The organism is Exiguobacterium artemiae (assembly GCF_033342815.1).
GTDB lineage: Bacteria > Bacillota > Bacilli > Exiguobacteriales > Exiguobacteriaceae > Exiguobacterium_A > Exiguobacterium_A artemiae_A.
Window position 1 is genome coordinate 16084 of record NZ_JAWPEN010000017.1, and the last position, 24068, is coordinate 40151.

General features: G+C 43.9%; 37 protein-coding genes, 1 tRNA gene and 2 pseudogenes. 19 read left to right on the forward strand and 21 right to left on the reverse strand.

Going from position 1 to position 24068, the window contains the following annotated elements; all coding sequences use genetic code 11:
• Positions 1 to 18 precede the first annotated feature (18 nt).
• Both R7V76_RS13815 and R7V76_RS13820 read right to left on the reverse strand, forming a co-directional pair.
• A complete protein-coding gene (locus R7V76_RS13815) occupies positions 19 to 1749 on the reverse strand; it encodes a hypothetical protein (RefSeq protein ID WP_318093243.1) in 1731 nt (576 codons plus the stop codon).
• A 410-nt stretch (positions 1750 to 2159) separates the two neighbouring features.
• Positions 2160 to 2437: pseudogene (locus R7V76_RS13820) on the reverse strand (thymidylate synthase); the annotation flags it as partial.
• A gap of 554 nt (positions 2438 to 2991) precedes the next feature.
• Here R7V76_RS13820 and R7V76_RS13830 point away from each other — a divergent pair.
• Together R7V76_RS13830 and R7V76_RS13835 are read left to right on the forward strand one after the other, a co-directional pair.
• A complete protein-coding gene (locus tag R7V76_RS13830) occupies positions 2992 to 3804 on the forward strand; it encodes a ParA family protein (protein WP_318093246.1) in 813 nt (270 codons plus the stop codon).
• Positions 3801 to 4007 (forward strand): hypothetical protein, encoded by a 207-nt coding sequence (locus R7V76_RS13835; RefSeq protein WP_318093247.1) that lies wholly within the window; start codon positions 3801 to 3803, stop codon positions 4005 to 4007. Before R7V76_RS13830 ends, R7V76_RS13835 begins: the two co-directional genes overlap by 4 nt.
• Before the next feature lie 11 nt (positions 4008 to 4018).
• Here the strand turns inward: R7V76_RS13835 and R7V76_RS13840 are convergent, their stop codons facing one another.
• Positions 4019 to 4180, reverse strand: a complete 162-nt coding sequence (locus R7V76_RS13840) for a hypothetical protein (RefSeq protein ID WP_318093249.1) — start codon at positions 4178 to 4180, stop codon at positions 4019 to 4021.
• Positions 4181 to 4183: 3 nt separating this feature from the next.
• Here R7V76_RS13840 and R7V76_RS13845 point away from each other — a divergent pair, with 3 nt between their 5' ends.
• On the forward strand, positions 4184 to 4426 hold the full coding sequence (locus R7V76_RS13845) for a hypothetical protein (RefSeq protein WP_318093251.1): 243 nt from the start codon (positions 4184 to 4186) through the stop codon (positions 4424 to 4426).
• Between the two features lie 169 nt (positions 4427 to 4595).
• Here the strand turns inward: R7V76_RS13845 and R7V76_RS13850 are convergent, their stop codons facing one another.
• The 9 genes from R7V76_RS13850 to R7V76_RS13890 all read right to left on the reverse strand — a co-directional run bounded on the left by R7V76_RS13850 (position 4596) and on the right by R7V76_RS13890 (position 9098).
• Positions 4596 to 5153, reverse strand: a complete 558-nt coding sequence (locus R7V76_RS13850; RefSeq protein ID WP_318093252.1) for a hypothetical protein — start codon at positions 5151 to 5153, stop codon at positions 4596 to 4598.
• 245 nt (positions 5154 to 5398) lie between these two features.
• A complete protein-coding gene (locus tag R7V76_RS13855; RefSeq protein ID WP_318093254.1) occupies positions 5399 to 5713 on the reverse strand; it encodes a hypothetical protein in 315 nt (104 codons plus the stop codon).
• A complete protein-coding gene (locus R7V76_RS13860; protein WP_318093255.1) occupies positions 5710 to 5964 on the reverse strand; it encodes a hypothetical protein in 255 nt (84 codons plus the stop codon). Before R7V76_RS13860 ends, R7V76_RS13855 begins: the two co-directional genes overlap by 4 nt.
• A 57-nt stretch (positions 5965 to 6021) precedes the next feature.
• Positions 6022 to 6159, reverse strand: coding sequence for a hypothetical protein (locus R7V76_RS13865; RefSeq protein WP_318093257.1), 138 nt, complete (start codon positions 6157 to 6159; stop codon positions 6022 to 6024).
• On the reverse strand, positions 6156 to 6278 hold the full coding sequence (locus R7V76_RS13870) for a hypothetical protein (protein WP_318093259.1): 123 nt from the start codon (positions 6276 to 6278) through the stop codon (positions 6156 to 6158). Before R7V76_RS13870 ends, R7V76_RS13865 begins: the two co-directional genes overlap by 4 nt.
• Positions 6275 to 6493, reverse strand: a complete 219-nt coding sequence (locus R7V76_RS13875) for a hypothetical protein (RefSeq protein WP_318093261.1) — start codon at positions 6491 to 6493, stop codon at positions 6275 to 6277. Before R7V76_RS13875 ends, R7V76_RS13870 begins: the two co-directional genes overlap by 4 nt.
• A gap of 86 nt (positions 6494 to 6579) precedes the next feature.
• Positions 6580 to 7164, reverse strand: coding sequence for a PBECR4 domain-containing protein (locus R7V76_RS13880; RefSeq protein WP_318093263.1), 585 nt, complete (start codon positions 7162 to 7164; stop codon positions 6580 to 6582).
• Positions 7165 to 7509: 345 nt separating this feature from the next.
• The gene (locus R7V76_RS13885; protein ID WP_318093265.1) at positions 7510 to 7848 is read right to left on the reverse strand and encodes a YolD-like family protein; all 339 of its coding nucleotides are present in this window, start codon (positions 7846 to 7848) and stop codon (positions 7510 to 7512) included.
• A 1019-nt stretch (positions 7849 to 8867) separates the two neighbouring features.
• Positions 8868 to 9098: a hypothetical protein gene (locus R7V76_RS13890; protein ID WP_318093267.1), complete on the reverse strand. Its 231-nt coding sequence runs from the start codon at positions 9096 to 9098 to the stop codon at positions 8868 to 8870.
• Between R7V76_RS13890 and R7V76_RS13895 the strand changes: the two genes are divergently transcribed.
• The 4 genes from R7V76_RS13895 (at position 9091) to R7V76_RS13910 (ending at position 11425) form a co-directional block, all read left to right on the forward strand.
• Positions 9091 to 9372: a hypothetical protein gene (locus tag R7V76_RS13895; protein WP_318093269.1), complete on the forward strand. Its 282-nt coding sequence runs from the start codon at positions 9091 to 9093 to the stop codon at positions 9370 to 9372. The two genes, R7V76_RS13890 and R7V76_RS13895, sit on opposite strands and share 8 nt — an antisense overlap.
• A 201-nt stretch (positions 9373 to 9573) precedes the next feature.
• Positions 9574 to 9885: a hypothetical protein gene (locus tag R7V76_RS13900; protein ID WP_318093271.1), complete on the forward strand. Its 312-nt coding sequence runs from the start codon at positions 9574 to 9576 to the stop codon at positions 9883 to 9885.
• 97 nt (positions 9886 to 9982) lie between these two features.
• On the forward strand, positions 9983 to 10576 hold the full coding sequence (locus R7V76_RS13905; protein ID WP_318093273.1) for a hypothetical protein: 594 nt from the start codon (positions 9983 to 9985) through the stop codon (positions 10574 to 10576).
• A gap of 552 nt (positions 10577 to 11128) precedes the next feature.
• On the forward strand, positions 11129 to 11425 hold the full coding sequence (locus R7V76_RS13910) for a hypothetical protein (protein WP_318093275.1): 297 nt from the start codon (positions 11129 to 11131) through the stop codon (positions 11423 to 11425).
• A 992-nt stretch (positions 11426 to 12417) separates the two neighbouring features.
• Here the strand turns inward: R7V76_RS13910 and R7V76_RS13915 are convergent.
• Positions 12418 to 12717: a hypothetical protein gene (locus R7V76_RS13915; RefSeq protein WP_318093276.1), complete on the reverse strand. Its 300-nt coding sequence runs from the start codon at positions 12715 to 12717 to the stop codon at positions 12418 to 12420.
• Positions 12718 to 13278: 561 nt separating this feature from the next.
• Here R7V76_RS13915 and R7V76_RS13920 point away from each other — a divergent pair.
• From R7V76_RS13920 to R7V76_RS13960, 9 genes are all read left to right on the forward strand, one after another.
• On the forward strand, positions 13279 to 13515 hold the full coding sequence (locus tag R7V76_RS13920; protein WP_318093278.1) for a hypothetical protein: 237 nt from the start codon (positions 13279 to 13281) through the stop codon (positions 13513 to 13515).
• A gap of 106 nt (positions 13516 to 13621) precedes the next feature.
• Entirely contained in the window at positions 13622 to 13789 is a 168-nt protein-coding gene (locus R7V76_RS13925; RefSeq protein ID WP_318093280.1) for a hypothetical protein, read from the forward strand.
• Positions 13786 to 13944: a hypothetical protein gene (locus tag R7V76_RS13930; RefSeq protein ID WP_318093282.1), complete on the forward strand. Its 159-nt coding sequence runs from the start codon at positions 13786 to 13788 to the stop codon at positions 13942 to 13944. Before R7V76_RS13925 ends, R7V76_RS13930 begins: the two co-directional genes overlap by 4 nt.
• 96 nt (positions 13945 to 14040) lie before the next feature.
• Positions 14041 to 14193, forward strand: a complete 153-nt coding sequence (locus R7V76_RS13935) for a hypothetical protein (RefSeq protein ID WP_318093285.1) — start codon at positions 14041 to 14043, stop codon at positions 14191 to 14193.
• Positions 14194 to 14234: 41 nt separating this feature from the next.
• Positions 14235 to 14573, forward strand: a complete 339-nt coding sequence (locus R7V76_RS13940; protein ID WP_318093287.1) for a hypothetical protein — start codon at positions 14235 to 14237, stop codon at positions 14571 to 14573.
• A 144-nt stretch (positions 14574 to 14717) separates the two neighbouring features.
• Positions 14718 to 14788 (forward strand) — tRNA-OTHER (locus R7V76_RS13945).
• A gap of 134 nt (positions 14789 to 14922) precedes the next feature.
• Complete coding sequence (locus R7V76_RS13950; RefSeq protein ID WP_318093289.1) at positions 14923 to 15234, forward strand: hypothetical protein; 312 nt, start codon at positions 14923 to 14925, stop codon at positions 15232 to 15234.
• A 51-nt stretch (positions 15235 to 15285) separates the two neighbouring features.
• Positions 15286 to 15489 (forward strand): hypothetical protein, encoded by a 204-nt coding sequence (locus tag R7V76_RS13955; RefSeq protein WP_318093291.1) that lies wholly within the window; start codon positions 15286 to 15288, stop codon positions 15487 to 15489.
• Between the two features lie 48 nt (positions 15490 to 15537).
• A complete protein-coding gene (locus tag R7V76_RS13960) occupies positions 15538 to 16080 on the forward strand; it encodes a JAB domain-containing protein (protein ID WP_318093293.1) in 543 nt (180 codons plus the stop codon).
• 286 nt (positions 16081 to 16366) lie between these two features.
• Here R7V76_RS13960 and R7V76_RS13965 read toward each other — a convergent pair whose 3' ends face one another.
• Entirely contained in the window at positions 16367 to 16576 is a 210-nt protein-coding gene (locus tag R7V76_RS13965; RefSeq protein ID WP_318093295.1) for a hypothetical protein, read from the reverse strand.
• On the opposite strand from R7V76_RS13965, the gene R7V76_RS13970 reads away from it, so the two are divergent.
• Positions 16568 to 16984 (forward strand): hypothetical protein, encoded by a 417-nt coding sequence (locus tag R7V76_RS13970; RefSeq protein ID WP_318093296.1) that lies wholly within the window; start codon positions 16568 to 16570, stop codon positions 16982 to 16984. The two genes, R7V76_RS13965 and R7V76_RS13970, sit on opposite strands and share 9 nt — an antisense overlap.
• A gap of 232 nt (positions 16985 to 17216) precedes the next feature.
• Here the strand turns inward: R7V76_RS13970 and R7V76_RS13975 are convergent, their stop codons facing one another.
• From R7V76_RS13975 to R7V76_RS13985, 3 genes are all read right to left on the reverse strand, one after another.
• Positions 17217 to 17360 carry a hypothetical protein gene (locus R7V76_RS13975; protein WP_318093297.1) on the reverse strand — a complete coding sequence of 48 codons (144 nt, stop codon included), beginning with the start codon at positions 17358 to 17360 and terminating at the stop codon, positions 17217 to 17219.
• On the reverse strand, positions 17332 to 18459 hold the full coding sequence (locus tag R7V76_RS13980; RefSeq protein WP_318093299.1) for a hypothetical protein: 1128 nt from the start codon (positions 18457 to 18459) through the stop codon (positions 17332 to 17334). Before R7V76_RS13980 ends, R7V76_RS13975 begins: the two co-directional genes overlap by 29 nt.
• A gap of 114 nt (positions 18460 to 18573) precedes the next feature.
• Positions 18574 to 18903 carry a hypothetical protein gene (locus R7V76_RS13985; RefSeq protein ID WP_318093301.1) on the reverse strand — a complete coding sequence of 110 codons (330 nt, stop codon included), beginning with the start codon at positions 18901 to 18903 and terminating at the stop codon, positions 18574 to 18576.
• Between the two features lie 641 nt (positions 18904 to 19544).
• Here R7V76_RS13985 and R7V76_RS13990 point away from each other — a divergent pair.
• Positions 19545 to 20957: pseudogene (locus R7V76_RS13990) on the forward strand (IS1182 family transposase).
• 50 nt (positions 20958 to 21007) lie between these two features.
• The gene (locus R7V76_RS13995) at positions 21008 to 21205 is read left to right on the forward strand and encodes a hypothetical protein (protein WP_318093303.1); all 198 of its coding nucleotides are present in this window, start codon (positions 21008 to 21010) and stop codon (positions 21203 to 21205) included.
• A 106-nt stretch (positions 21206 to 21311) separates the two neighbouring features.
• Here the strand turns inward: R7V76_RS13995 and R7V76_RS14000 are convergent, their stop codons facing one another.
• The 4 genes from R7V76_RS14000 to R7V76_RS14015 form a co-directional block, all read right to left on the reverse strand.
• Entirely contained in the window at positions 21312 to 21455 is a 144-nt protein-coding gene (locus R7V76_RS14000) for a hypothetical protein (protein WP_318093305.1), read from the reverse strand.
• Positions 21427 to 22581, reverse strand: coding sequence for a hypothetical protein (locus R7V76_RS14005; protein WP_318093307.1), 1155 nt, complete (start codon positions 22579 to 22581; stop codon positions 21427 to 21429). Before R7V76_RS14005 ends, R7V76_RS14000 begins: the two co-directional genes overlap by 29 nt.
• Positions 22582 to 23035: 454 nt before the next feature.
• Entirely contained in the window at positions 23036 to 23413 is a 378-nt protein-coding gene (locus R7V76_RS14010; protein ID WP_318093308.1) for a hypothetical protein, read from the reverse strand.
• 138 nt (positions 23414 to 23551) lie between these two features.
• Positions 23552 to 24049 (reverse strand): hypothetical protein, encoded by a 498-nt coding sequence (locus tag R7V76_RS14015; RefSeq protein WP_318093310.1) that lies wholly within the window; start codon positions 24047 to 24049, stop codon positions 23552 to 23554.
• Positions 24050 to 24068: the final 19 nt, after the last annotated feature.

A 24068-nucleotide genomic window follows, 5' to 3' on the forward strand; every position in this document is an offset into this window, starting at 1 on the left:
CTAAGGGTGCATAACACATCAGCCTTTCGTTTGCGAGAAAAGGAAAGGTAACGTTTGCTTGAAGTATTCAGTTGCTCTATCAACAAGAGCATCGTCAATTGGATAGACGACGATTTGCGATACGCCTTTGTGCATATCTTTTTCCGTTTTGTATAGCGTTGGTTCCAAACCACGATTTTTTAACTCATCCAATAGGGCTATCTCACCGAGTCGTGCAAAGACTTCCTCTTCTCGCAAGTAATATGCATTATTATATTTCGTGTTTCCGTTCCATTCCGAGTGAAAATCTTTTTCTTCTTCGCCAGCATCCCCGTTTTCGATCCGAGTATTAATCGATACCATCGTTTTTTCAATCCGTCGATGGTACATGTCGTACAACTCTCGGAAGGCAAGACTATCGTGCAATGTCTCAAGACCCTCTTGTCGAGTTTTTCTATACGTGTAATCGAGGTGATGAAGAAGTTCGTGAAGACAACTTTTCAACCCGTTTTTTCGGAAATCTATGACGACCGCTTTCGGTTCGATGAAATACATACCTGTAGCATGATGACGGCCAAGTTTTCGCAGGCGAAGACTGCTACCCTCAATTTTCGGGAATTTTGCTCCGTTCAACATCTCGATCAAGTCTTCTTCGAAATCTTTGAAGCGATCAATTTTTACGTCACCATCAAATTCAATTTCGTCAAAGTATTTTAAGAGTCTTGAGTTGCTCGCTCTCTCGATATGCATAGATTTTTGTCCTTTTTTCATTTCGTAAGCACGTGCATACTCTGAGCGGTTGATAGACAAGTTTTTGATTTTTTCTTGTAGAGCGTTAACATATCGAATGAATTCTTTCGTTAAGATGATAAATAGTTCGTCTCGAAAACTGTTATTCAAGTAATCTTTATCTGTCAATTGGAGTGGTAGACCTTTAAAAATTCGCTCCATGTAGCCTAAAGAATGAAATGTTTCGCCAATATGGGAATCAACGACTTCGTAGCCTTGTGAAACCGCAAAATCTGATAAGATTCGTTTGAAGTTAGCATCGGAGTCATCATCGATACTCTTAACATAGGTTTTACGACTTTCAGTGTACAAATCCAGGATGGCGTATTTTGCAAGGTCAGGACGATTGAGTGTGAAGTCAATTATCATTTTTCGCAAGTATAGCTTGGCAACCGTACGATGGAAATCCAAGATAAAATATTTTTCCGCGACGCCTTCCCAATAAATTTCCTTGACTTCGCCATGCATTTTTTTAATGCTTTCATCTAGTAAAACTACTACGTAGAAATGCGCGTTTGGAGTATTTTTGTTGGTATACGGAAAAGATTTGATTAAGACGCGTCCTGCTCGATCATAATCGTTAGAGTGGAATTGATATTTCGGGACCACGGATTCTTCTAAAATGTTTGCTAACGTATCATGGCGAATATCTGAGCGATTCAATAAAGTGAAATCACCTTGCTCGCCAATAGAGGTTAAGAGTTGGATACGAGATTGCAAATCAAAATCGGGATCATCGGGTCCATCCGGAAAATTTTTCTTAATATCTCGAAGTACAATTTTGAACATTTTGTCGTATAGTTCTTTTCCGTAATCGAGTGAATTTTTTTTGAAATTCGGTTTTTCGAATTTATAGCGTAAAATGTTTTTGGATATTCCTGTATCATATACAACTTGACGTAAGATGTCCTCGTCTACTGCAAAGCTTTTCCCACGAATCTTCGTGTACGTCCGTTCTGGTGTCGGCTTGATGGTGGTCATAATGGAGTCCTCCCAAATAAAATTGATAGACCGTCTCCGGTCCTCCCCATACTAATCACACGCTGCGATAGCGCGTGCGCAAAACCAAAACGTTTTCGTTATCGAAAAAAACGTGGACCGGCTCAGTTAGCCGATCCACGCGATAACTATCAATAGTCTACCAAATTGATTCGCAAAATGAAAAGATGATCTACATGCCTTTGATGTCGAGTGCTTGTAATTCGGCATCCTCTCTCGATCGGGCATAAATCGTGACGTGATACTGGTGACAGATCGTCACTTTTTGATGATGCGCCACCATTTTTTCATGTCAGATAGCCATCTCTCCCTTGATATGTGGATCCGGGCCATACCCGATGATCTGAATGTCGTCGATCGAGGTGACCTTCCGCGATCACCCAACCTCATAATTGCGCACCGTAGACCGGACCGAGGTTTCCATCTGCGTCTGCCCACTCGTCCCAAATTTTCACTCCATTCTCTTTCAAGTATCCGATGTTTGTCGAACCAGATCAACTTATGAATGATCGATTTCATGTGCAACTTCTTCGCCGTCACGAGCGGGAATCAGTCCGCCAAGTTAAATCGCATCTGATGGTCAGATATCGATCGTGTTCCAATGCCAGTCCGGTCGTCCTTCGAGACGCCGTCCCGCATGATGTTCGCAAAAATCTAAATACTGTTTCATCGAAGATGTCTTCCTAAAGAAAGGTGATGTGTAGATATACAGATATGTAGAAGTGTATATCTACACATCTGTATATGAGTACAACTATACAAACATATAACCATACGTGAGTACATGTACACAGATAAAGTTCGTATGACCTTGAGAATAAAAAAACGAGTACAATCATACAATCATACAACCATACAAGAGTACAACCATACAATCATATGTGAGTACATTCATACAACCATACGGAATCGAACGAGAATCCTGCATTTTATTGCGTCCCCATTTAATAGAAGAAATTCGTCACAAAATGATTTAAATGGATATACGGACCTTCGCTCGGACTACTCCAATCACCTTGCCCATGACCACCTACTAGAACGGTATTTGACGAGTTTCTTCTATAATAAATACCCTATACTATTTTTTGCGCCTTGCTGACGTTTCCCTCGAACTGGTATTCTTAATGAGTAGCGTGTACAACCATACAAGGTTGAATACTTAATTTCATTGTACGACTCGTCGTGTTCAAGACGAGAAAAACTTTTATAGGGAGGTTCCTTTTCATGTCGAAACAAGCCATCGTCATCAACATCTCGAACTTCAAAGGCGGATCCGGAAAGTCTACGACCACAGTCGGCGTCGCCCACGAAGTTTCGAAGATGGGGTATAAAACACTCGTCGTCGACTTTGATCCCCAAGCCGATGCCACCGCGTTCTTGATGCCTGAATTGAATCTGGACGAGAACATGACCGTGTTCGAAGCGTTCCAGGCAGGAGACCTGAAGCTCGCCTTGTACAACGTCCGTGAGAATCTTGATCTCGTCGCATCCGACTTCGACCTTGTCGGACTACAACTCTATTTGAACAAATTTCGTGGACTCAAGGCACGTGCCAGTGTCCTTCATGCGTTGATCGAACCGCTTCGCGATGAGTATGATTTTATCTTTATCGACATCCCACCGACGCTGTCGGATAACGCGAACAATGCATTCGTCGCGAGCGACTATCTGGTCATCAGTCTCCAGACGCACGGGACGTCGCTCCGAGCAGCACAGAAGTTCTTGCCGTACCTCGCTGAGACGATCACGTACTTCAATGAAGACCTTCAAATCGCTGGTATCCTCTCGGTCATCTTTACGAAAGGTGCGAGCAGTGATGCACGTGTCATGAAACAAGCGGCACAACAATTTGGTGACGCGATGTTCGAATCAACGATTTTATACCGCGAACGAATCAAATCATGGGGAGAACATGGTCTCCTCGATGAAGAAGGCGATCGATGGGACAAGGATGCCCTCAATCAATACCGAGAGTTCGCTCTTGAACTAATCGGACGTATCAATCAATTCAACTCTGAAGAGGAGGTTACCTCATGAGCGAAACAAAACGCATGAACGAGGACTTATTAAAAAACACGTCACGTCCTGGCAAACGTAGCCCACTCTTGCCACAGACGACGCAACGTCATACAGTACAGGTGCCAAAAGAATTACACACGCGCCTTCGTAAACTTGCTTTCGAGAATGAAATCACGATGGCAAAAGTCATCGAAGATGCTCTCAACAAAGCTGGAAAATAACAAAAAAAGAGTTACCGATGTGGTAGCTCTTTTTTTATATCTCGAACGTCGAGTCCTTGTCGAACGACTTCCTCGACGACGGCCTGTTGATTTTTCCGCATCCCTTGACTGATGACAATCTCAAAATCACCATCGACAGTAAACTTCTCAGCGACGACTTCTTCCCCATACATGGTTTGAAGGATCAGCGGGACTTCGATCCGTACCTAGTCCGCTGGCAGGACTTCTTCGTCCGGTACCGCATCATGAAACTTCTCGAAGTCCTGCTTCGATTGATGCGAAATATGTCTTTCAGAATAAATCAGGAAATCCCCTTCCGGACAATAGACGGGTGGCGTCGTCCGGACGAAACAGACGTCACGTGTGAACGTGTCCTCCGCATAGATGATGTCGATCCCTCCGGCGTCCTTCGCTCGTGAAAACCATTTTGGCCAATTGTCGACACCAAAGCAAAACGCTTCGATCGGTCATGGTTTGGATTGGTAGCGCATCGATTGTCCCCCTTTTCCCAAAGTAAAAATCGCTTACTGACAGTCTTCTCGATGTATACAACCATGAAACCATACATGAGTACATGTACACATAACATCACGTGAATAGTTTTACTTCGGCAGGGAATCGTTCCAGGAACAACTCATAGTTTTCCTTCGAATACAGATCGAGGATAATCTCGACGATTTCATCGTATTCTTCCGGTAAATCATGGTGATGGCGGTCTTCTCGATATCCGATTGCGACGCTACCTTCTTCAATTTTCTTACCGGTCGGATGACCGAGATACGACAGGTCGGGTGAAGACGTATCATCCTGATAGACGATGAGACAATGTACGCTATTGTCACCGACCCAGAAGTTCTCGATGTATTGAATATCACCGGGTACTAAATACCGGAAATACCGCCATTCACTCTTTGGAAATAATCGTTGCCCGACATGTCTTTCAATTGGTTCGATCAAGAGTTCCGCGACGGGCAACATTTTGATGTTCGACTGTGTTTTTTCATACACTTTGATCTTGTCTTGCATCTTCTTGATCTTTTTCTCCAGGCGACGGATTTCCTTGTTTGTTAGATCCATGACGACCCTTGATTGTATGTATTCGTTTTGATATTGTTCACGACCTTTTTGATTGTTCGTCTCAGGCATGCTAATCTCCCCTTTACAGTTTTGACTCGTTCATCGTATCCAAAAAAATCAATCTTGGCGAGTTGTGACAGGTGTTGATTTGTAGATTTGTATACACCGGATATGGTCTTTCATTCATTGTATACAGGAACTATCACGCGCTATACACATGTGTACATCTGTATAGTTACAGAAATGTACAATCATACTTGAGTACATATGTACATGTATGGTTGTATGGCTTATGAATGTCTACGTGCGGTCATTCATTTGCTTTGGATATTTTCAAAGTGTAACCTGGCGCGGAGTGGCGGGACTTCCCGGATCCCCTTTTCGTCGATCCGGAAGAAGTGATTACGATCACTTTGCTCGGTCACTTGCTGATTGAAGTAATAGTGGAATGTCTCCCGTTCATAGATCTCGGACTTCGCGCCACAGAAATATTCGACGCCGTGACGACGGAGTAACAAGAGACCATAAGGATATTGCCGATAGAAATGAAGGTCCGTATCGTACCAGTCCTCCTGATAGGTCACGACGTGTTTTTTGATTAGCCGATCAATCTTTCCTTCGAGCATCATGATATCACCTTCCAGGTTTGTTGGACTTTCTGATACGGGAATCCATCCTTCGTGAAATAAAGCAGGTGATGATCCCGGCCATACTCGACGAGCATCCCTTCCGTACTCAGGTCGGTACTCATGTCATGAATGAACTTCTTCAAGCCGAAGCAGACCGCTCGTGTGATATCTTGCTCGAGCGATGCGGCCGACGTGTCCCCTTTTTCTTCGAAATAGTCAAAGAAATAACAATCGGTGTAGACGCCGGTCAAGGAACACTGACCCGCTGATTCATCGGCGTACGATGCGTTGAGTCGATTCGCGCGTTCTTACCGTTCTTCTTCGGATAGAAACGAGAATCCGGCATCATCGAACCGTACCTCGAAGGTTTCTTTCTCGACATCGATCACGGGGAGCGGGGCTTTCATAAGGTAACGATCGAGGAAGGCCTCTACGCTCTTTTTCATGTCGTCGCTGTCGAACTGGACGCATTTTGTTCGTAAAGATGCTGGAGGGCGACAGGACGGACGTGAGACGGTAATTCATCGTATTCAAACAGGTTGATCATGCGGATGATGCGTTTCATGTGGGTTCTCCTTCCTTTGGCCAATACTGCTTGGGCAGCTGCAAGTAACGCAGTGTGCCCGGTGTCATACATAGATGATATTCTTCCAACAGGTAAAACAGTTCGGTTTGATCTTTCGCATAATCGAGATGATCCAGTTCTCGTACTTCAGAATGTTTATAGAACAGCTGATAACGGTATCCCTCGACAGGATCATATGCTTTGGGTCGGCTCATGAGGATACTCCTTGTTTCGCAATTCGTACCGTGGTCGAGTGAAAGAGAACAAAAAAAGGACGATCCAAAGATCGTCCTGTCTCGTTTTATTTTTTAAACGATACGCTGTGAATTTCTTGTCCGTTCGCATCAAGAATCCGCATCGATTTGTAAGGTGCTTGAATACGATCCGCTTTATTCGCTTTCGGCCCCTTGTCCTCGATGAACGTCATCGGGTAGAAAATAGCGGGGTCCTTGGAATCTTTATTGCTGACGCCAAGATAATACACCCAGTTGTACCGGATGTCGTAACAATAGAACATGACCTTGGCCGGTCCTCTTGTTTTTTCACCGATTTTTGGCTTGGCCATCAATTCCACCATCAAACTGAAGAACATGATGCGGTATTCCATTTCTTCATAAGTTTGCGGGTTCTTCTCTTTAAGCGTAGAGATCGTCAACTCACCTGACTTGATCATGGCGTTGATCTCAAGGTTTGTTCCCAATTTGAAATAATGCAATCCGATCAAGTGAGGGAACTGTGCATACTTGAAATGGATCTGAAGCGGTGAGACTTTGTTGTCAGTCTCGTAAATATAGGTCTTGTTTGCGAAATGCTGTTCGTACATTTCGAGTAGACCAAACAAAGTAACCTGATCAAAGAAGTCAGGACGATTTTTATGTTGGTTCATCACGATTAATCTCCTTAGAGTGAAATCTACAAAAAAGAGTGACCCTTGAAAAAGGGTCACTCCCGAAAATTAATCGTACGGTACGACTGGACATTCTCCAGTGAGATGCTCCTGTGTATTATTTCTCAGCTTGTCCAAAGACAAGTGTGCCCCCAGGCGGGTCCGGATAGTACCACGTATCCTTCATAAGTATATTACCCTTAATACGACAACTAAAACAAGCGAATTCGCTCATTTATTGTCCATTTTCGACAGATTTATGTCGAAATCGGACATTTTCGTGGCGTATTGGCATCGGACGACTCCGCTCGTTTCGAGGGAAATGGTCGCGTACCAGGCACATACTTAGAAGATTTTCGAGGCACCAATCAGCTGATCGAAGCGTACGATTTCTTCTTGGAAATTACTTTTTCGTAGTAAAACAGTGTCCTTTTCATAGTTGAGTTTCTCAACGTATGCGTCGAACTTATATTCGATTCCGTTGCGATGCGCGACGATACGGAGGAGTCCTCCGTCAAAGATGGCATCATTCAGTACATTTTCAATAAGTGGATCAAGGCGTTGATCGTAATTCGGGACATCCAGTTGATGTACTTCCCGATAATACTTTTGCAGCATGGCCTTGTGTTCCGGCATTAAGAACGGTATCCATTTCAAGTTTCCGCGATCGACGTATCGTGCCATTGTGAATCACTCCTCTGGGTTTCGAAAAATAGAGAATATACGTTCTTATTGCATACCCCGGAATCATGATCCGCAATCCCGCTCTTCCTCAACGGTACCGGTTGAGAAACAGCCTGAATAGCCGCGTCGCCGCCGCGTTTCCTTGTACCTTTATTATGATCGACCAACATTATGAAAACCATTTCGGTCAGAGACGGTGAGAGGCCGTCAGCCGGCGTCTGCCCCTGTTTTTGCAACGTAGGTGCATTGTTTATGTCGATTTTTGCGCTTTTCTGCGTGAATACTGCGTTTTTTGTATGGCTTCCGACCATTTAGTCAATCGGATAGCTTGAATAAAAGGCTTCGTTAACGTAGGTATAGCGTATCACTTGGGTTTTCAGAGTAAAGAACATTTAGCGATACGACGGTGGTTTCCATAAGCCACGAAAAAAAATCGAAAAGCGGGGAGGGAAGCGCTCCTTCCGCTAAAAGTTTTTTTGTGTGCAAAAACGTGGTCCATTCTGATTTCTTGAACTTCGAAAATAGAAGGTCATTCGACGGTAAAATATAGGGTGGCTCCGCGCCGGACGGCCGATCCCGGCTTTGCACCGATATAAAGTATGAAAACTCCGTTTCAGACACAGAAAGGATTTGCCCGATATCGTATTCTACTACAGAAATTTCCGAACGGTTGCCTCTTTCAGAAGCAAAACTTTAATTTGCTGATACGATGGCGATATCAAGCCATTTTGGCATTTTAAAAAGTTACTCCGCTCGGAACGTGTTCCCCATTGTACTACGGAACCACAAGGGTTAAAATATGTGCGAAACAATGCGCCTTTTTGAGTGTGAAACCGATATATCGCCTTTTGCCCCCCTACTATTAATAGCAGGAAGAAGGCGAAAAGGGAGACACGACGTTGACAATTTATGAGTTGACACGGTAGACCGCCGATTCCATCGTGCTCTTCCGTTTCATTGTAGGGTATAAAAGTAAAACGTCCGCTACTTTGGATAAGTATTTTGCGGTGGACACCGCGTCATCCGCTCTGATCCATCAGGGATGACGGGACGTCTAGTGGATCCGCGACCGGCCAGAGCTGAACCGGTGCTTCTCCGAAAGTATTTAGAGTATATCTCATCGCTGTGACACCAATCAGATCGAAACCGATATCACAGCAGGTAATGTTGCATGGTTGGGACGTGATCGATGAATCCCGATCGTGGCAGGAGTGATCCGCGACATTAACGGACCCTGAGAGGGTGTCCATTGCTCATTCATCATGCAACCTGTTGCCATTCGTGTTCTGGTACGAAGGCGAAGGCTGGGCTGAGGCTCCAGAACGTAAAGGCCACCGCGTGATCAAACCTGCTTGTCTCCTTGATGCCCCTACATCTCAACCATTTGAAATTCAGAAGTCAACCCTTTTGCCGAAAATTGCTAATATTCTTTTAATACGAGCAGGCAGTCGGGAAACCGGATCCGATTTCCGTCGCGTCGAGACGATAAAATTTTGCGAAAGAAACTCTGTTGTTTCCGATTAACAGGATTTGAAATAGCCCGTTCCGCTCGATCTGACACGAAAAACGGTGACGTGGAAAAAAAGCTATAAGCCAGGATAAACACTTCATGTCCCGCGGTCAAGCCATTTATCAAAACGCGTCCAATTTCCGCTCGCTTGCCTCGTATAATAGAGGAGACACCAACGAACGCGGTGATCATCATTGGAAATGGAGCGGATGGGAATGACGATGCAGCATAAGACACGGCAACAAAAACAGACCGCGCGACCGATTACATTGACGGAGATCAAAGCACTGGTGAACGGTGGAAGCGGCGTCCATAACTCCCAAACAGCAGAAGACGGAATGAAGACGCTTTTGACGTACGGATTTGCGAAGCTGTCGAGCAAGAATATCAATGCAATCACGAAAATGGTGAAGTCTTTGCGAGAAGTTGGAACGGAATACAATCTCCGGGTCTTCCATACGCCATTTGGTGGTGGGGAAGACTATGAGTTCAGCCTGCCTCACTTCATCGACGACCGGGATAAATAAATCATCGACGCGGGATCGACTTCCGCGTCTTTTTCATGTGTAGATAGCGGGAGAACGGGAAAAAAGGGAGAATAACTAGGTGGTGGGAGGGATCGTAGTGAAAAGACAAGCAGTCAAAGAACCAATCATCCGCTACACTGAGTTGGAACGAAAAGGTCTCGTCGAAAAGCTGCATCCAGGAGACGATGTGCTCCGCTTGTTGCAACAGCGAGGATTCATCTACGTGGAAGGGAAGATATCCGCGCCTCAGTTTGTTTTGCTCAAGGCGCTTGAAGCGAATGGCATCGAGTATCAACTGAAATCGTTCGGGTTTGATGATGGGCATCCGAATCCGGAAATCGAAATCAGTTTGCCGCATTTCATCGACGATCGGGTATTGTTGCCGGACGGGACACGAGGGGGACGCGAAATCCGAATGCCGCAACCGACGTATCGGACGTTCATCTATGACACACCGTACAGTGTGGTCAAGAAACGAAATGCATTTTTACACACGGATGAACGCGGCGCATTGACGCAAGTCCTGACGACCTGTGGTTTCGTCGCTTACCGCGGATCCGTTCCGTTGTCGTTTCTTCAACGGCTGACCCGGAATGGATTTGAGTTGGCCATGCGGAGTTATCATGAGGATGGAATAGAATATGAGATTCAGCTCCATGGTTTCATCGATGACCGAGAGCAGGCAGATTGAACAGGAAGGGACTGCGGTCTCTTTCTTTTTTTATGGCGGTTAACTGTGATTAGTATGGTGAACAAAACCAACCACACTAAAGGAGGAAATCATCATGAAACATTCAACAAAACAAGAACTAAAACGTTTGGGAGCCATTACACTCAGAAATCTCATTACCCGCAAGGAAAGCAAACAACTCGAATCCATGTAAAAGAAAAGACATGACCGGCAAACAATTCACACATTTACAACTCTTAAAAAAGTAAATTGAAGTATCGCCACTGTGAGTGAAGATATAAGTTGATCTTTGAAAAGCGGATCATCTACCTTGCGACGATGGTACCGACGCAAGGCGTGAAGCCTACAAAGAACAAGAAGGTAGCTTTGGCTACGTTATACATGAAGAGGACAAGGAGGAAATCCGATTCGATTCGAACAAGGTATTCATCCATTCGGCTGGTGTCCACCGGAAAGTTACAAAACTCCGCGCCATCAATTACAACATCCCGATCTCAATTGTCCACAAGAGCGAGCATCGTCAGAGATACACCACTAGAAGGACGATACGAAATGATTTTTGAGATCTATACGCCATATTACACCGGTGACATTTTCCGCATCAAAAACGAGTCGCGTCAGAAATATCATTTTGACGTGTTCCTCACCTATAACGCGAATCGTATGTATTTCGGATTCATGAAATTCAAACGAGAGGAAGCTGGCGGATACGTCCAGTCGTTCATCGAACACGCTCTATTCTTTACGGCTTTAAACGGATCGGCAACATTCACGACAATTCGGAACTCCATGATCATGATATTAATGAGGCGTCTTCATGAAATAATTTCGTCGATTGAAATATTATAAACGAAGCAAGCTACTACTCTACAAAACAAATGCCATCGAAAAAGAACATGGAATTCCGGCGAATCAAACTGGAAAAACGTTCTTCATCATCTACTATGAGGCGTCGGCGTATCATATCGAACTTTCAATGGGATTGACTATCATGAGCCTGACGTGGATAACAATGTATCTTATGCTTTTGCTTACTACCTGATAATTAATTCGAGAAACAAGGAAGAGATGAGAACACGCGAGGGAAACGCATAACCGTAAACACATTGCCCGTCGAGCAGGTGCGCGGGTAAAGTTCCGTAACCAATTCTTTTGGACGGTGAGCGAGGAATTGACGGCCAAGATTTTTCGATCCGGTGACCGGTTTCCCTGACGGACGCATGTATGGACGACATCTTTATCGCCATGATTGAAGAGAAACCAAAGTATATCCGCTTCAATTAAACATTTAGGACGAGTACAACCATACATATATACGTGAGTACATGTGTGATACCATACAAATATACTTGTGCACATGAGTACGATCATACGTGAGTACATATACACATGAAGAAGAGCGGGAGGAATCACGATGCAAGTCTCGAAAAGGCGATCGCAACACTCGTAATCGAAGAGGAAATACTCTATCATACGAAGGACGTCTCGATAGGGAAACCACAATTCGAAGTTTAGGAAATAGATGATGAAAACATCTCCAAGTTGAATGCTTCAAACGATTCGAAAATGCGCAGGTGGCATTCGGAGAAGAAAGTCCGGCCGACCGGTTGTGGGTCTATCTCGGTTCGACGTGGGAAAATCTTTCCGAGGACTTGCCCCCCTCCCGTGAAGTCCATTGAAATCGAGGAATATTTTTATTTCATATACCGTTAGTATTTTTTAATAAAGACAATGGTAACCAGGTGTATCTCTTTCCGAATCGCAGCCACATTGTCCGTACTTGAATCTCTGCGTGGATTATGGTGAACGATCTTGATGCCGTTCTTGTTGCAGTGGAAAAATTAGAATTTACGCACAGCGTACTCAAGCCCATGTAAAACAACGAGAGCGCTAGCCCACAAGAGTGCCTCACGCATTTTTATCGGCGACAGATGAGTTTTTCCGGCATAAACGATCACCCCTACTCCGCTTGCAAACCGTTCAGGATAATTTTGATGTATTGCGGGAAATGTTCCGCTTTTTGTGCCATATATGATGCGAACATCATGGCGTTTGCACCATGCTTCAGACCCATCGGCTTCGTTTATGTAGAAAACAAGCCCCTTTCCGAACTCATTTTGTGAGTTCGCTCTCAGTTGCATCGAGATCCTTTCTAACGACTAACCACCCGACTCAGTGCAAATGAACGGGAATCCGACTTTTTTCCTGTTTTCATTGTAAATATCGATGACAGATAGATTCTTCTTTGACTTTTAGTTTTTAGACTTTTTTCACATCTTTGCGTGAAATGATAATTTCACGTCATTTTATTGTTGGTGTTGAGCCATTTCGTTTTTTCATCGTGTAGTTCCCCAGAGGTGAACGTATTTTCACCTAGTTATAGGGGTTACATATGTTATTTATTGTGAATATAGTAACTGAAATAAAAAGAATTGCCACATTCGACGATCAGATGCAGTAGCTATTCCTGGAAGACATCCTATGATTCGATGCATAAGAGAATACGAACGAAATCAAGGCAATCGATACGTTTTCGATGATGAAAAAGTTTTGATGATTCAACGTGGTAAAGGAGGGGAATGACCGTTATAACCGGGGATTTAATTGTAAATATTTAGGTTATTATAAAGCACTTAGGGTGTTATTAGTAGAGCGACACAACATCACTCACCAACCCGCGCATCGAAAAAGATTTCGCATTATTGAAATCCATCTCAGAATCATTCATTGCCGTACAACCGCTCATAAAGAACATTGCCTATCTCGCAGCAATCGACGAAAACGGACAACTCACTCTCGAAGCTCATATCATCTTCGAAACAGCCGTCTATACAGAACTATCTGATTACATCGCTGACATGAAAGAAGTCGCATTGAAACACGTCAAATCGACTGATCAAATGATCGTCGTCATCACGAACTTCAACGTCTATCAGTAAGAATTTGATTACGAATTCAACCAGATGCTCGCTCAAATAAAAGCACAGTATTAATCTTAAAAAAGTAAGGCCTACGCCTTACTTTTTTCGAAAGGGGACACACATCATGAAGCAAATCGACGTCATCCGTATTTCCATCCAACTTCTTGAGACAAACGGTCCCCATACCATCCTTACCTTACCGGCCAAGAAACGAGCGCTCGACCAGTTGCTAGCCAACAAGGAATACATCCGCTCGTACCGGTCGACGACTTGGAGCGGGCACGTCGCATGAAGGCGATCGACAAGCAGATCGCGGAACTGGAGAAATCAATCGAGAAGTCGGAGAACACGATCAACAGGTATCAGCATCGTCTCCCGCATCTCCGGAAGATTCTACAGAATCTCGAATCCATCGAGCGACGAGAGAACATCACACTAGCGCCTTGAGCGCTTTTTTCTTTGTCCAAAATCGTGAGTACATGTACTGATGTATGGTTGTACACGCCATGAAAAATCTCATGCCAACGAATAGGAGGGAACATCATGTATGACGCATTTCATTATCCTGCTTTTCTTCGAGGTTTCATCGTCGCCGAGCTTCCCGTCATCATCGACAACGCCATCGTCCGGACGATCAGCAAATATGGCAGTCTCGTCAACGAAATCGCAACCTTCAATCACAACCTAGAATGTTGACATCGTCTTGCTGCCTAGTCATCCGATAGGAGGAACCCATCATGCAACTTGAAGAATACTACCAATCTTTCATCTCAGGTCTCGTCACACTCGAACTTCCGCGAATCTTCGATGATACCATCATCCATACCTTCAGCAAGTACGGCAGTCTCGTCAACTGCCCGAAGTCACACCTCGAACAGCGATTGATCTATGCGAACTATCTCTCATACGCCCTGACAGAGATCGAGACGTTGCTGATCTCCGAAGCACACAACGATGTCGAAGTGCATGGTCTTGAACCAGAGTTCACACAAGCGATGGTCCACGTCCTGCACGAGCGGTTCTACAACCTGTTCGTCCACCAGAGCGCTTGTTTCAAGCTCGATCAAGAAGCCTGAACCTGCTGTACAGATATACACATCTGCACACTTGTATATCTGTACATGTATGATTGTACTCATGTACTGATGTATGGTTGTACACTATTGAAACGTTGGCATTACTATTTTTTTGTTCACTTATAACTGTGATTAGTAGGGTGAAGGACAGTAGCTTACTCGTTTAGAGCACTCGCATCTATGCGAAATAAGTCGGTTCGAATCCGACCTGCCTACATTTTTTTCGAAGGAGGAGAGTATTATGATGGAGGTGATCGAAATCGTATTAGCCGGATGTCTGTGCCGGCTCTGTATCACTGTCATTGTCAATCGCTGGTTAGGTCCGTGAACACGAAAGGGGAATAAGAATATGGCTTTATTCTATCTGGACGACAATCAAATGAATTTCCTACAAATCATCATCGGTCACCTCGAAAACATCCCGTCACTCGATGCCAAAGCACAAGATCTCCGCCTCAAAGGAATGTTCGCCGAAGAAAATGCCCAGTCAATCATCGAAATCCAAATCGAAGACATCATCAGCGACCTCGAGCAAGAAAAAGGGATCACGATCAATTACTCGAAAGATGACCTCGAAACGATCGCAGGTAGCCTAAGACACTTCGACAAATCGGACCTCTATAATTCGATCGAGGAAGGGATTCGTGACGTCTTGCTGTGAATGTGGAGACGGTCCTTCATTCCGGATGTCTTATAATTGAGAGAGACGCCAATGAGAGGAGCACTCCCATGTAACCATTCGAACTCGAAGAAGAGAAACGCCAACAAGTCAACGTCCGACTTACAAGAAATCGTCCAATTGACCGTCGCCGTGCCGGCCTACCTGATACTCGACAAACTCCGCTTCGCGCTCTTGAACTTCATGAACACGAACATCCCGCGAAACGAAATCGAATCCTATTTCCGCTCATTGTAAGGCGCCCCTATCGGCGTCTTTTTCTTTTGCCTCGAAAGGAGAATAATCATGAAAAAACCAAAAATCATCGAACAATCCGTATCCCTGAAAAAATCGTATCGTTCCGTCCGTATTTACGATGTCGAACAGGTCCTTGACGAAAAACTGTCCTATGATCCCGTCCGAAACCCGGAGACGCTCGCGACGATCGCTGAGAAATTGATTGGCGACAAGGATCGGGAACACTTCCTCGTTATCGCCTTCAACACGAAACACGAGGTCATCGGTACTCACATCGCCCATGTCGGACAGCTCAATTCGTCCCTGATGCACCTCCGTGAAATTTTCAAGATTCTCATCATGTGCAATGCTGGAGCCTATGCTTTGGCGCATAACTATCCTTCCGGCAAAGCCGAACCCAGCAAGGAAGACGTCGAGGTGACGAGCCGTATGATCGACATCGGGTACTTGATGAGGATTCCGTTACTGGACCACTTTATCGTCAACGGATCCAGAGAATACTCGTTGCGGGAACATGCCGTCATACACAGGCTCGATTTCAATTCACCGAGCAGTCGTTTTGAATACCAGCGCATGTCTCGTATCTTATGAGAAGTAAAACGACGCTCACTTGAAACAACCCAGTCGTTACGCGCCGGGTTTTCTTGCTTCGTCACTCCTTAAAATATATTTCCCGACGTGCCAGCTGGAAATTGTTTTCGTACATTGAAGCCAACTTTCACACCCAATAGGAGGGCTACTCATGCAAATCTACCAAATCACCCCGTACACGTTAGAGAACATCAAGACTTGTTAATTCTTCGCGCGGTCGAACCTGATCCGTCTCGTTGCCCTCAATCGACTCCCTTACGCGGAAATCGAGGACACGAAGCCGGGTCTATGGAACACGACCTACACCTTCATCAAGTCCGAGATGAACGAACGGTTCTGCCACTGCATCACACTTGTCCACGATGCGTACTCGTTCGAGAGAGCCATGCAGGACAAGGAGACCTACTAAGTCAAAGACAGCGACTCGTTCGTCATCGATCAAAGTCAACCGCTCGGTTTCCGCGACAGCCATCATTTCTCGCTCGAGATGATGCATGCCCTCGAAAACGACATCAATTTCATTTACAACGGTACGTTCAGTGGCGTGTTCACGGGCGGCACCCTCTTCAAGACGTTCGGACACGCGTCCTTGCTCGTCAGTCGCAACGAGGAAGGCGAAATCTTCATGATTCAGCTCGTCTTACCGATTTCTGATCAATTCATCGTCAATGAATCCCACAACCTCGTCAACATCGTCGAGAACCTTCCCCTCAGAAAGGCGGTTGATCCCATGCATATGACCCATGCTATGAAAGTCATCGAATCAGAAGGCTGGTCGATTGAACAAGAAAAAGAAAAAGAAAACGAGTACCACGTGTTGGTAATTTCTCACCTGCTGGTCAGGACTTCTCGATCGTCATGCGTGGTGATACGGACGCGGACCTTGCTGCATCCATCTATGTAGCGTACGAGGCGTTCGATCCATCGACCGAAGCCTATGCATGGCTCGATGAGAGCGGACATGGCAAGAATGGCGTGCCACACGACATTCTCGAAGTCATCACCGACATGAACTATTGCAAGGATGAGATCTACCGGCTCTACCAAGCCGTCACGCATCGCTAAAAAACACCCCATAAAAGTTGGATTTTCATGTCCAACTTTTATGGGGCAGTTCACACTGGAGGGCGTTTCTCTTATTTTTTTTTTTCGTCGCGTTCCTTTTTCAAGGCTTCATAGGCGGCGACGAGCTTCTCCAGGTCTTTCTTGCTGACCGTGATCGTCACGTTCCAATCGGCGCTGTTCGCCAAGTCATCCTTCAGTCGGTCCAGTGCTTCCACCTACCGTCTCCTCCTCCGTTGATTCCTCGGCCGAGACTACGGACAGTGGTCGATCGAATATCGTTTGGATATTGAAGTCACACGACAAAAAGAAGCGTCCATATTCTGTCTCCTCTTTCATACCAGCTATCCGAACGTCGTCATTGCAACTGATTTCAAATTCTTTGACGCGTCTAGCTTCTTCATGGTCATTCATATGTTCCAATATATCTTCCGTGTAGATCACGCGGACGCGTAACCGAGGGTTAGGAGTAATCCATTCCTCATCATCACGTATCATATTTCGTTCCATAAAGAAATGGTGTGCAAACATGCGGTAGATTATAGGTAAACGAATAGGGAATTCATCCCCCTTTTCTTGAGTTCCAATACGTTTAGACTTGATCCAATTTGACGTATAAGTATGCTTCTTTCCCATCATTTTCTCGTGTTCTTCTGAAAAATATACATACTCCACAAAAATTCTACCCCTCGAGTCTTCTGTAACGACATGATGAGTTTCTATCCTGTATTGAGGGTACTTCCAGGGTAATTTTTTAGCTAGTTTAATCCTATCATTACCATCCTTATCTACATGCGTATCGAACTTGAATCCATCAAATTCATGAGCATTAACGAATTCAACATCAACATCAATCGTCGTTGCTGTTCCAAATCCACCATTTCTCAAAAAAATTGTGTCGAAGTTTTGCTTCGAGTAGATATCATCATTAAAAAAAGGGTTAGGCTGAATAAAGGGGAATAGTAGCGGGATTTGCATTTTGCCTTTATGTAGTTTTAATATGGATGAGTTTTCGACACGGTAACGTTCTTTTGTTCGTGCTGCTTCTTCCATCGCTAGTTTTAACGCCTGACGAGCCGATTCAGCGGACGCGACCGTCGCATCTGCTGATTTTTCTGAATCCATTCTCGCGCCTGTTGCGGTATCAAGGGATTGTAAACTGACGAACATCCCTAGTGAGACGAATATAAAAGTCCCGGTACCAAAAATGAGCTCAAACTTGTTCGGGAACACGGCGATTAAAACGGCGGTTGCTGTGACAATGAGTATGGACAGCACAATGATTGTGGTATTAAATCCTTTATTAAACCTGAACATGTTTCACCTCTGTTTTTTTCCAATCATACCAAACATGCGGACAAAACAAAAAAAGACGACGGGCTCGTCATCATCTTTTCGTTGCTTTATTCGGTTCACGTTACACTTCCTTAATTACTTATTAAAGCGTTGTTTGTAGGTGTGGTGAATGATTTCCCCTACATCGTCCCTCAGAACGAAATACAATCCAATACCGGTTAAAACGATGAGACTCGGAACCATCACGACATACACATAAAACATGTTGCCGGTTTCTAAAGCCACCTGCATGATCAAGCGACCGATGATTCCCTCCACATAATTTACCGTAGAGTTCATTCCTGTCATCACAATCAAAAGTTTAAACAACCCAAACAACAAACGATAAATCGTTTGAGCATTCGTCAAATCCTTTACCTCTTTCTTCACGCCGTACCCTTTCTTAATACGATCAATAAACTTCATCGATTCTCCTCCTTCTAAATTTCAACATTCCGAAAATTTAGTCGAAAAGAGTTATACGCATCCCCTTTGCATTGCTTGACCCGAGTGAACTTACCTATTCTGTACTCACCGTACTCCGTCATTGCGTTCTGTTATGTATCATTCAATGAAATGGACGTTAGCCCGTCACCTTACAATATCTATATTACACCATTATTCATAAAAGTCAATACATAAGTACCTACTTTATAATATATCACTCTTGTATTAGATGGTCAACAAAGAGTTACAGTAAAAATAATAAATATTTTCAACAAAAAAGAAGTCCCTCGCGAACAATACGCTGAGAGTTGCGTATAAGCGGTTTGGACTCTGTACGTATGTACCAGAGCAATCGGTAGTTTAGATCCGAGTGTAGAAAAAATATTTAGATCCACTAGATTAATTACAGTGATTATAAATTACATTTCCTTGTGTTCAAGATACCGACTCATTACGAAGAAACAAATTAAAATTTGAAATGAGTTTATTAATTATTTTGAAGATATTAGCTGTGATAACAGCTAATTCAGACTGAAGACAAAACGCTTCTCTCCTCTTTCTTCCGGGTATAAAAAAGTAAACCGAAGAAGGAGGAGGACTTCCTATGATGGGCAAGAGAGATCACCATCATCGATCTCACCATCACATTGGAACAACTGGTCCCGCAGGACCATCTGGTACGTAAAATTGATGCGGTTATCGATGTCGACTTCATCTATCGTGCCGTCGAGAAATTGTATAGCGAAAACACCGGCAGACCAAGCATCGATCCTGTCCTGTTAATCAAGATGGCGCTTCTTCAATATGTATTCGGTATTCCTTCCATGCGACGTACCATCAAAGAGATCGAGACTAACGTGGCGTACCGTTGGTTTTTAGGTCTTGGGCTGGATGAAAAGGTACCCCATTTCTCTACATTCGGGAAGAACTACGTCCGTCGCTTTCAGGGTACGGACGTCTTTGAGAGCATTTTCTATCGTGTCCTCACCAAGGGGTCGAAGCTGTATTCGTGGACCCTTCGGTCCTGTTTATCGACTCCACCCACATCAAGGCGAACGCAAACAAACGGAAGTTCAAGAAGAAGCTCGTTCGACGCGCTGCCCAACAGTACAAGGATAAATTAGATCAAGAAGTCAACGAGGATCGGATCTTACACGGAAAAAAGCCCTTCACCCCCAAGACGAAGAGTGTTGAAGAACGTCAGATAAAGGAGAGTACGACAGATCCCGAGAGTGGCTATTACGTGAAGGGGGAACGTGAGAAGCAATTCGCTTATTCGTGTCATACCGCCTGTGATCGACATGGTTTTGTCCTCGGAATGATTGTAACACCCGGCAATGTCCACGATAGTGTCGTCTTCCCTTCACTTCTTCAAATCGTCACGGCACACTTCGGGAAACCATTCGCCGTCGTTGCCGACGCTGCCTATAAGACGATTCCAATCGCCCACCATCTTAGCGAACAAGATATTTTAGCAGTCTTCCCTTATACACGCCCCGGAGGGGTGAAAGGGATGTTAAAGAAGAAAGACTTCTTTTATGACGAATACTATGACTGTTATCTTTGTGAGAACAATCAGATCCTCCGTTACCGGACGACTACACGGGATGGATATCGGGAGTATGTATCCGATCCTCGTATTTGCGAGACATGTCCACTCCTTTCACAGTGTACGAAGAGTCGTGATCACAAAAAAGTCATCCTCCGTCATCTCTGGCAAGAAGCGATGGACGAAGTCGAGCATCTCAGACATACAGATGTGAATCGAGCGTTGTATCGAAAACGTTAGGAAACAATTGAACGTGTCTTCGCAGACGCGAAAGAGAAGCATGGCATGCGTTGGACCCGCTACCGGGGAGTGAAAAAAAACGAAGCTTCAAGCGATGCTTACTTTCATTGCCCTGAATCTCAAAAAGCTCGCGAATTGGTCCTGGGATTCCTTTGGGAATCCACGTTTCTTTAACATTTTAGTGATCAATACATACAACAAACCCTCATTTCGATCACGAAATGAGGGTTTGTCTACAATCTGAAAGAAGGGACGTATCGTCCCTTCTTTTTTTATGCCTGATTTAACTGTGACTTGTTCGTCATCAACCGCTTGAGACCGCTCGGATTCCGCGACAGCCAACATTTCTCGGTCGAACAGTTATCTGCACTCAAAAACGATATCGTGTTTACCGACAGTGACACGTTCAGCGGCGTGTTCACGGGTGGTACCTTCTTCAAGACGTTCGGACGTGGCGATTGCTACGTCTCGTTGCTCGTCAGTCGTAACTAGGGCGACGAGATTTATATGTTGCATTGCAAGGACGAGATCTACCGGCTCTACCAAGCCGTCACCCATCGCTAAACAAAACGCTCTCCGGCTTGGAGGGCGTTTCATCTTATCTCTTTTTTTCGTCTCGTTCCTGTTTCAAGGCTTCATAGGCTGCGACGAGCTTCTCTAGATCTTTCTTGCTGACCGTGATCGTCACGTTCCAGTCGGCGCTGTTCGCCAAATCATCCTTCAGTCGGTCCAGTGCTTCCATCTGTCGACACCTCCGTTTGTTCTGATTCATAACTTGAAAGCGGTTCGTTTACTAATGCTTTAATTACATATTGGCATAAAAGCATTTTCCCGGTCCGATCGTGTGTGGTGTCGGCAGGTTCGGGCACGACTTTTATGTTATTCGAAGAAGTAATCAAAAATTCTTTCACACGTCTCGCCTCTTCAAACTGATTCATATGTTCCGAGATTTCTTCCGTGTAATAGACCCGTAGTAGCAATTGAGGACTCGCAGTTTTTCGAAATTCTTCTTTCAAGATTCTTTGTTCTAAAAAGTATTGATGACTCAAAACACGAAATGATAGTGGTAGGTGAATCCATTTTCCTTCTTTGTTATCCAAATATCCGATTTGGATTGCTTCAGGTGACTCAATATACCTTTGAAAAGCTTTTTTGTTTCTCGGACTAGTCTGTTCTGAAAAATTGCCCTGATCCTCTGTACACGTCAATAGTAATCCAGTACGTTCATTTTTGCGGTCCGTGTACAACTTGGAGTATAGAGTGTACTTAGGAAATCCTCTGTGGTAGGAATGATAAAAGCTTTCGTTTATCGCACTATCATCCGCAACATTATCTGATTCGAATTTTAAATTTCGATAGTCGTCCGCATTTAAAAGATGGAAGCTATAACTGATATTCGTTGCTGTCCCCATTCCTTTATTCTCTAAGAGCATCGCACCCGGATTGTGTAACGCGTCCAAACTTTCTGTTGTGTGAAACCTCGCTTTATATGAATGAGGAGCGAATAGCGGAACAAAGAATTCTTTCTTCTTCAAAGCTAAGAACGATCCTTTTTCAATACGATATCGCATGGCATTTGCATCAGCTTCACTTTTCGCAATCTCCAAAGCATTTTCCGCCACCCTGACAGAATCTTTTGCCGAGGCAGCGGAGCTTTTTGAATCCTCTCGTGCTGATTGAGCTGTCGCGAGTGATTTCAAGTTAACGAAAATACCAAGCGAAACAAACAACACCGTTCCGATACCGAAGATGATTTCAAATTTATCAGGGAACACATACAGTAACGAAGCTGTCGAAAGGATGATTATTATACCGAAGACGATGATGGTAACGTTCGAAGGAGTGTTAAAATTTTTATTTACTTCCAAATAAGACACCTCTGTTTTTTACTCATCATACCAAATACTTGAAAAAATAAAAAAAAAGATGACGGGTACAATCGATTACTTTAAATGTATGTATAGATCCTAAGCTTGATTCTACTTCAAAATATATTAAATCGAATGAAGGTATCTTATAAAACTGATTGATCGGAATAGTGCGGACACTTGTGTAATGCAAAAAAGGAATGCAGGCTTGTGTGGTTCAATACATCAATCATTTTCGACTTTTGTGTCTGTATAACATATGATGAATCTGTTCTAAAAAACATGAAAGATATTCTTAATATAAACTGAGCCATTGAGTTTGGATAGTTTAATAAAAGCACCTTGAACGTTTTAATGACCGATACATACAACAAACCCTCATTTCGTAATTGAAATGAGGGTTTGTCTATAATCTGAGGGACTTCTTTCAATTAAGAAGTCTCTACTTTTTTAATCATTCCTGATCTAATTTTGATTTATCGTCTCTATTCCGATTATTGTACTTTTCTTTATTTTTCATGGCTTCCGGAACAATAGGTGATTTTAAAGCACTCACGATCTTTCCAACTGAAGTGCTTTCTTCTTCAGTATTCTTAAGTTCTACCGTGCCTTGGTTAGTAATTGCAGTATGCCAGTCCTCAGATTCTAAATAACGTGTAGCGAACATGTATTGATGACCTTTTTTTAACATCTCATCTTCATTATATAAAATCAAGACGCTATTTCCTTCCGAATCTTTATCATATCCACCAAACTGATTAACAATGACTTCTCCTACAAACACATTTTGAGCAACACCAACTAAAATTCGATCATCAGAAAAATCAGCCACTTCATTTAAATATGCATCAACAATTTTGACTGGCTTCTTTTCTGATTGGTAATGATCAAATCCATAAACAGTCAGGCCAATAACTGCTGCTACTGAACCTATTAAGAATTTTTCATAGTTAACGCTCCTTATATTGGATTAATAGCCCCAAAGAGTTCGATAATCTGACTTATCGTGCGAACCTAAAACTTCATAATTGTAAAAGCCAGATCTCAACACGTTTCCAGCAAGTCCGTGATGATCTAATCCAAGAGCATGTCCCATTTCATGAAGTGCTGTGTGCTTTCTTTGAGAACTCGTGAAGTCATAAAAATAATAATCATTGTAGGAGATGACGTCTGCTCCAGTTTGAGGGGAATGACTGCCACTCCAAGTCACATCGCTCCGATCAACATCTTTAAAAGATAAATCTTCAACAGTTGAAGTAGTGTCTCCTGCGATTTTAATAGTCCCCATCGTATTCCATACACTAATTGAGTGATTTCGTGCTGTAGTCCATCCAGTTGTACCTTTTGCGGTGCCCCATCTGATTTCTTTCCCATCTACAGAGGAATGTCCTAAGAAATGAGCATCGACATTTGAAGAAAGAATAAGTGTAGATGCTACTACTGATAGTGCAAGTACAGTTTTTCGCATGGATTTGCTCCCAAATAAG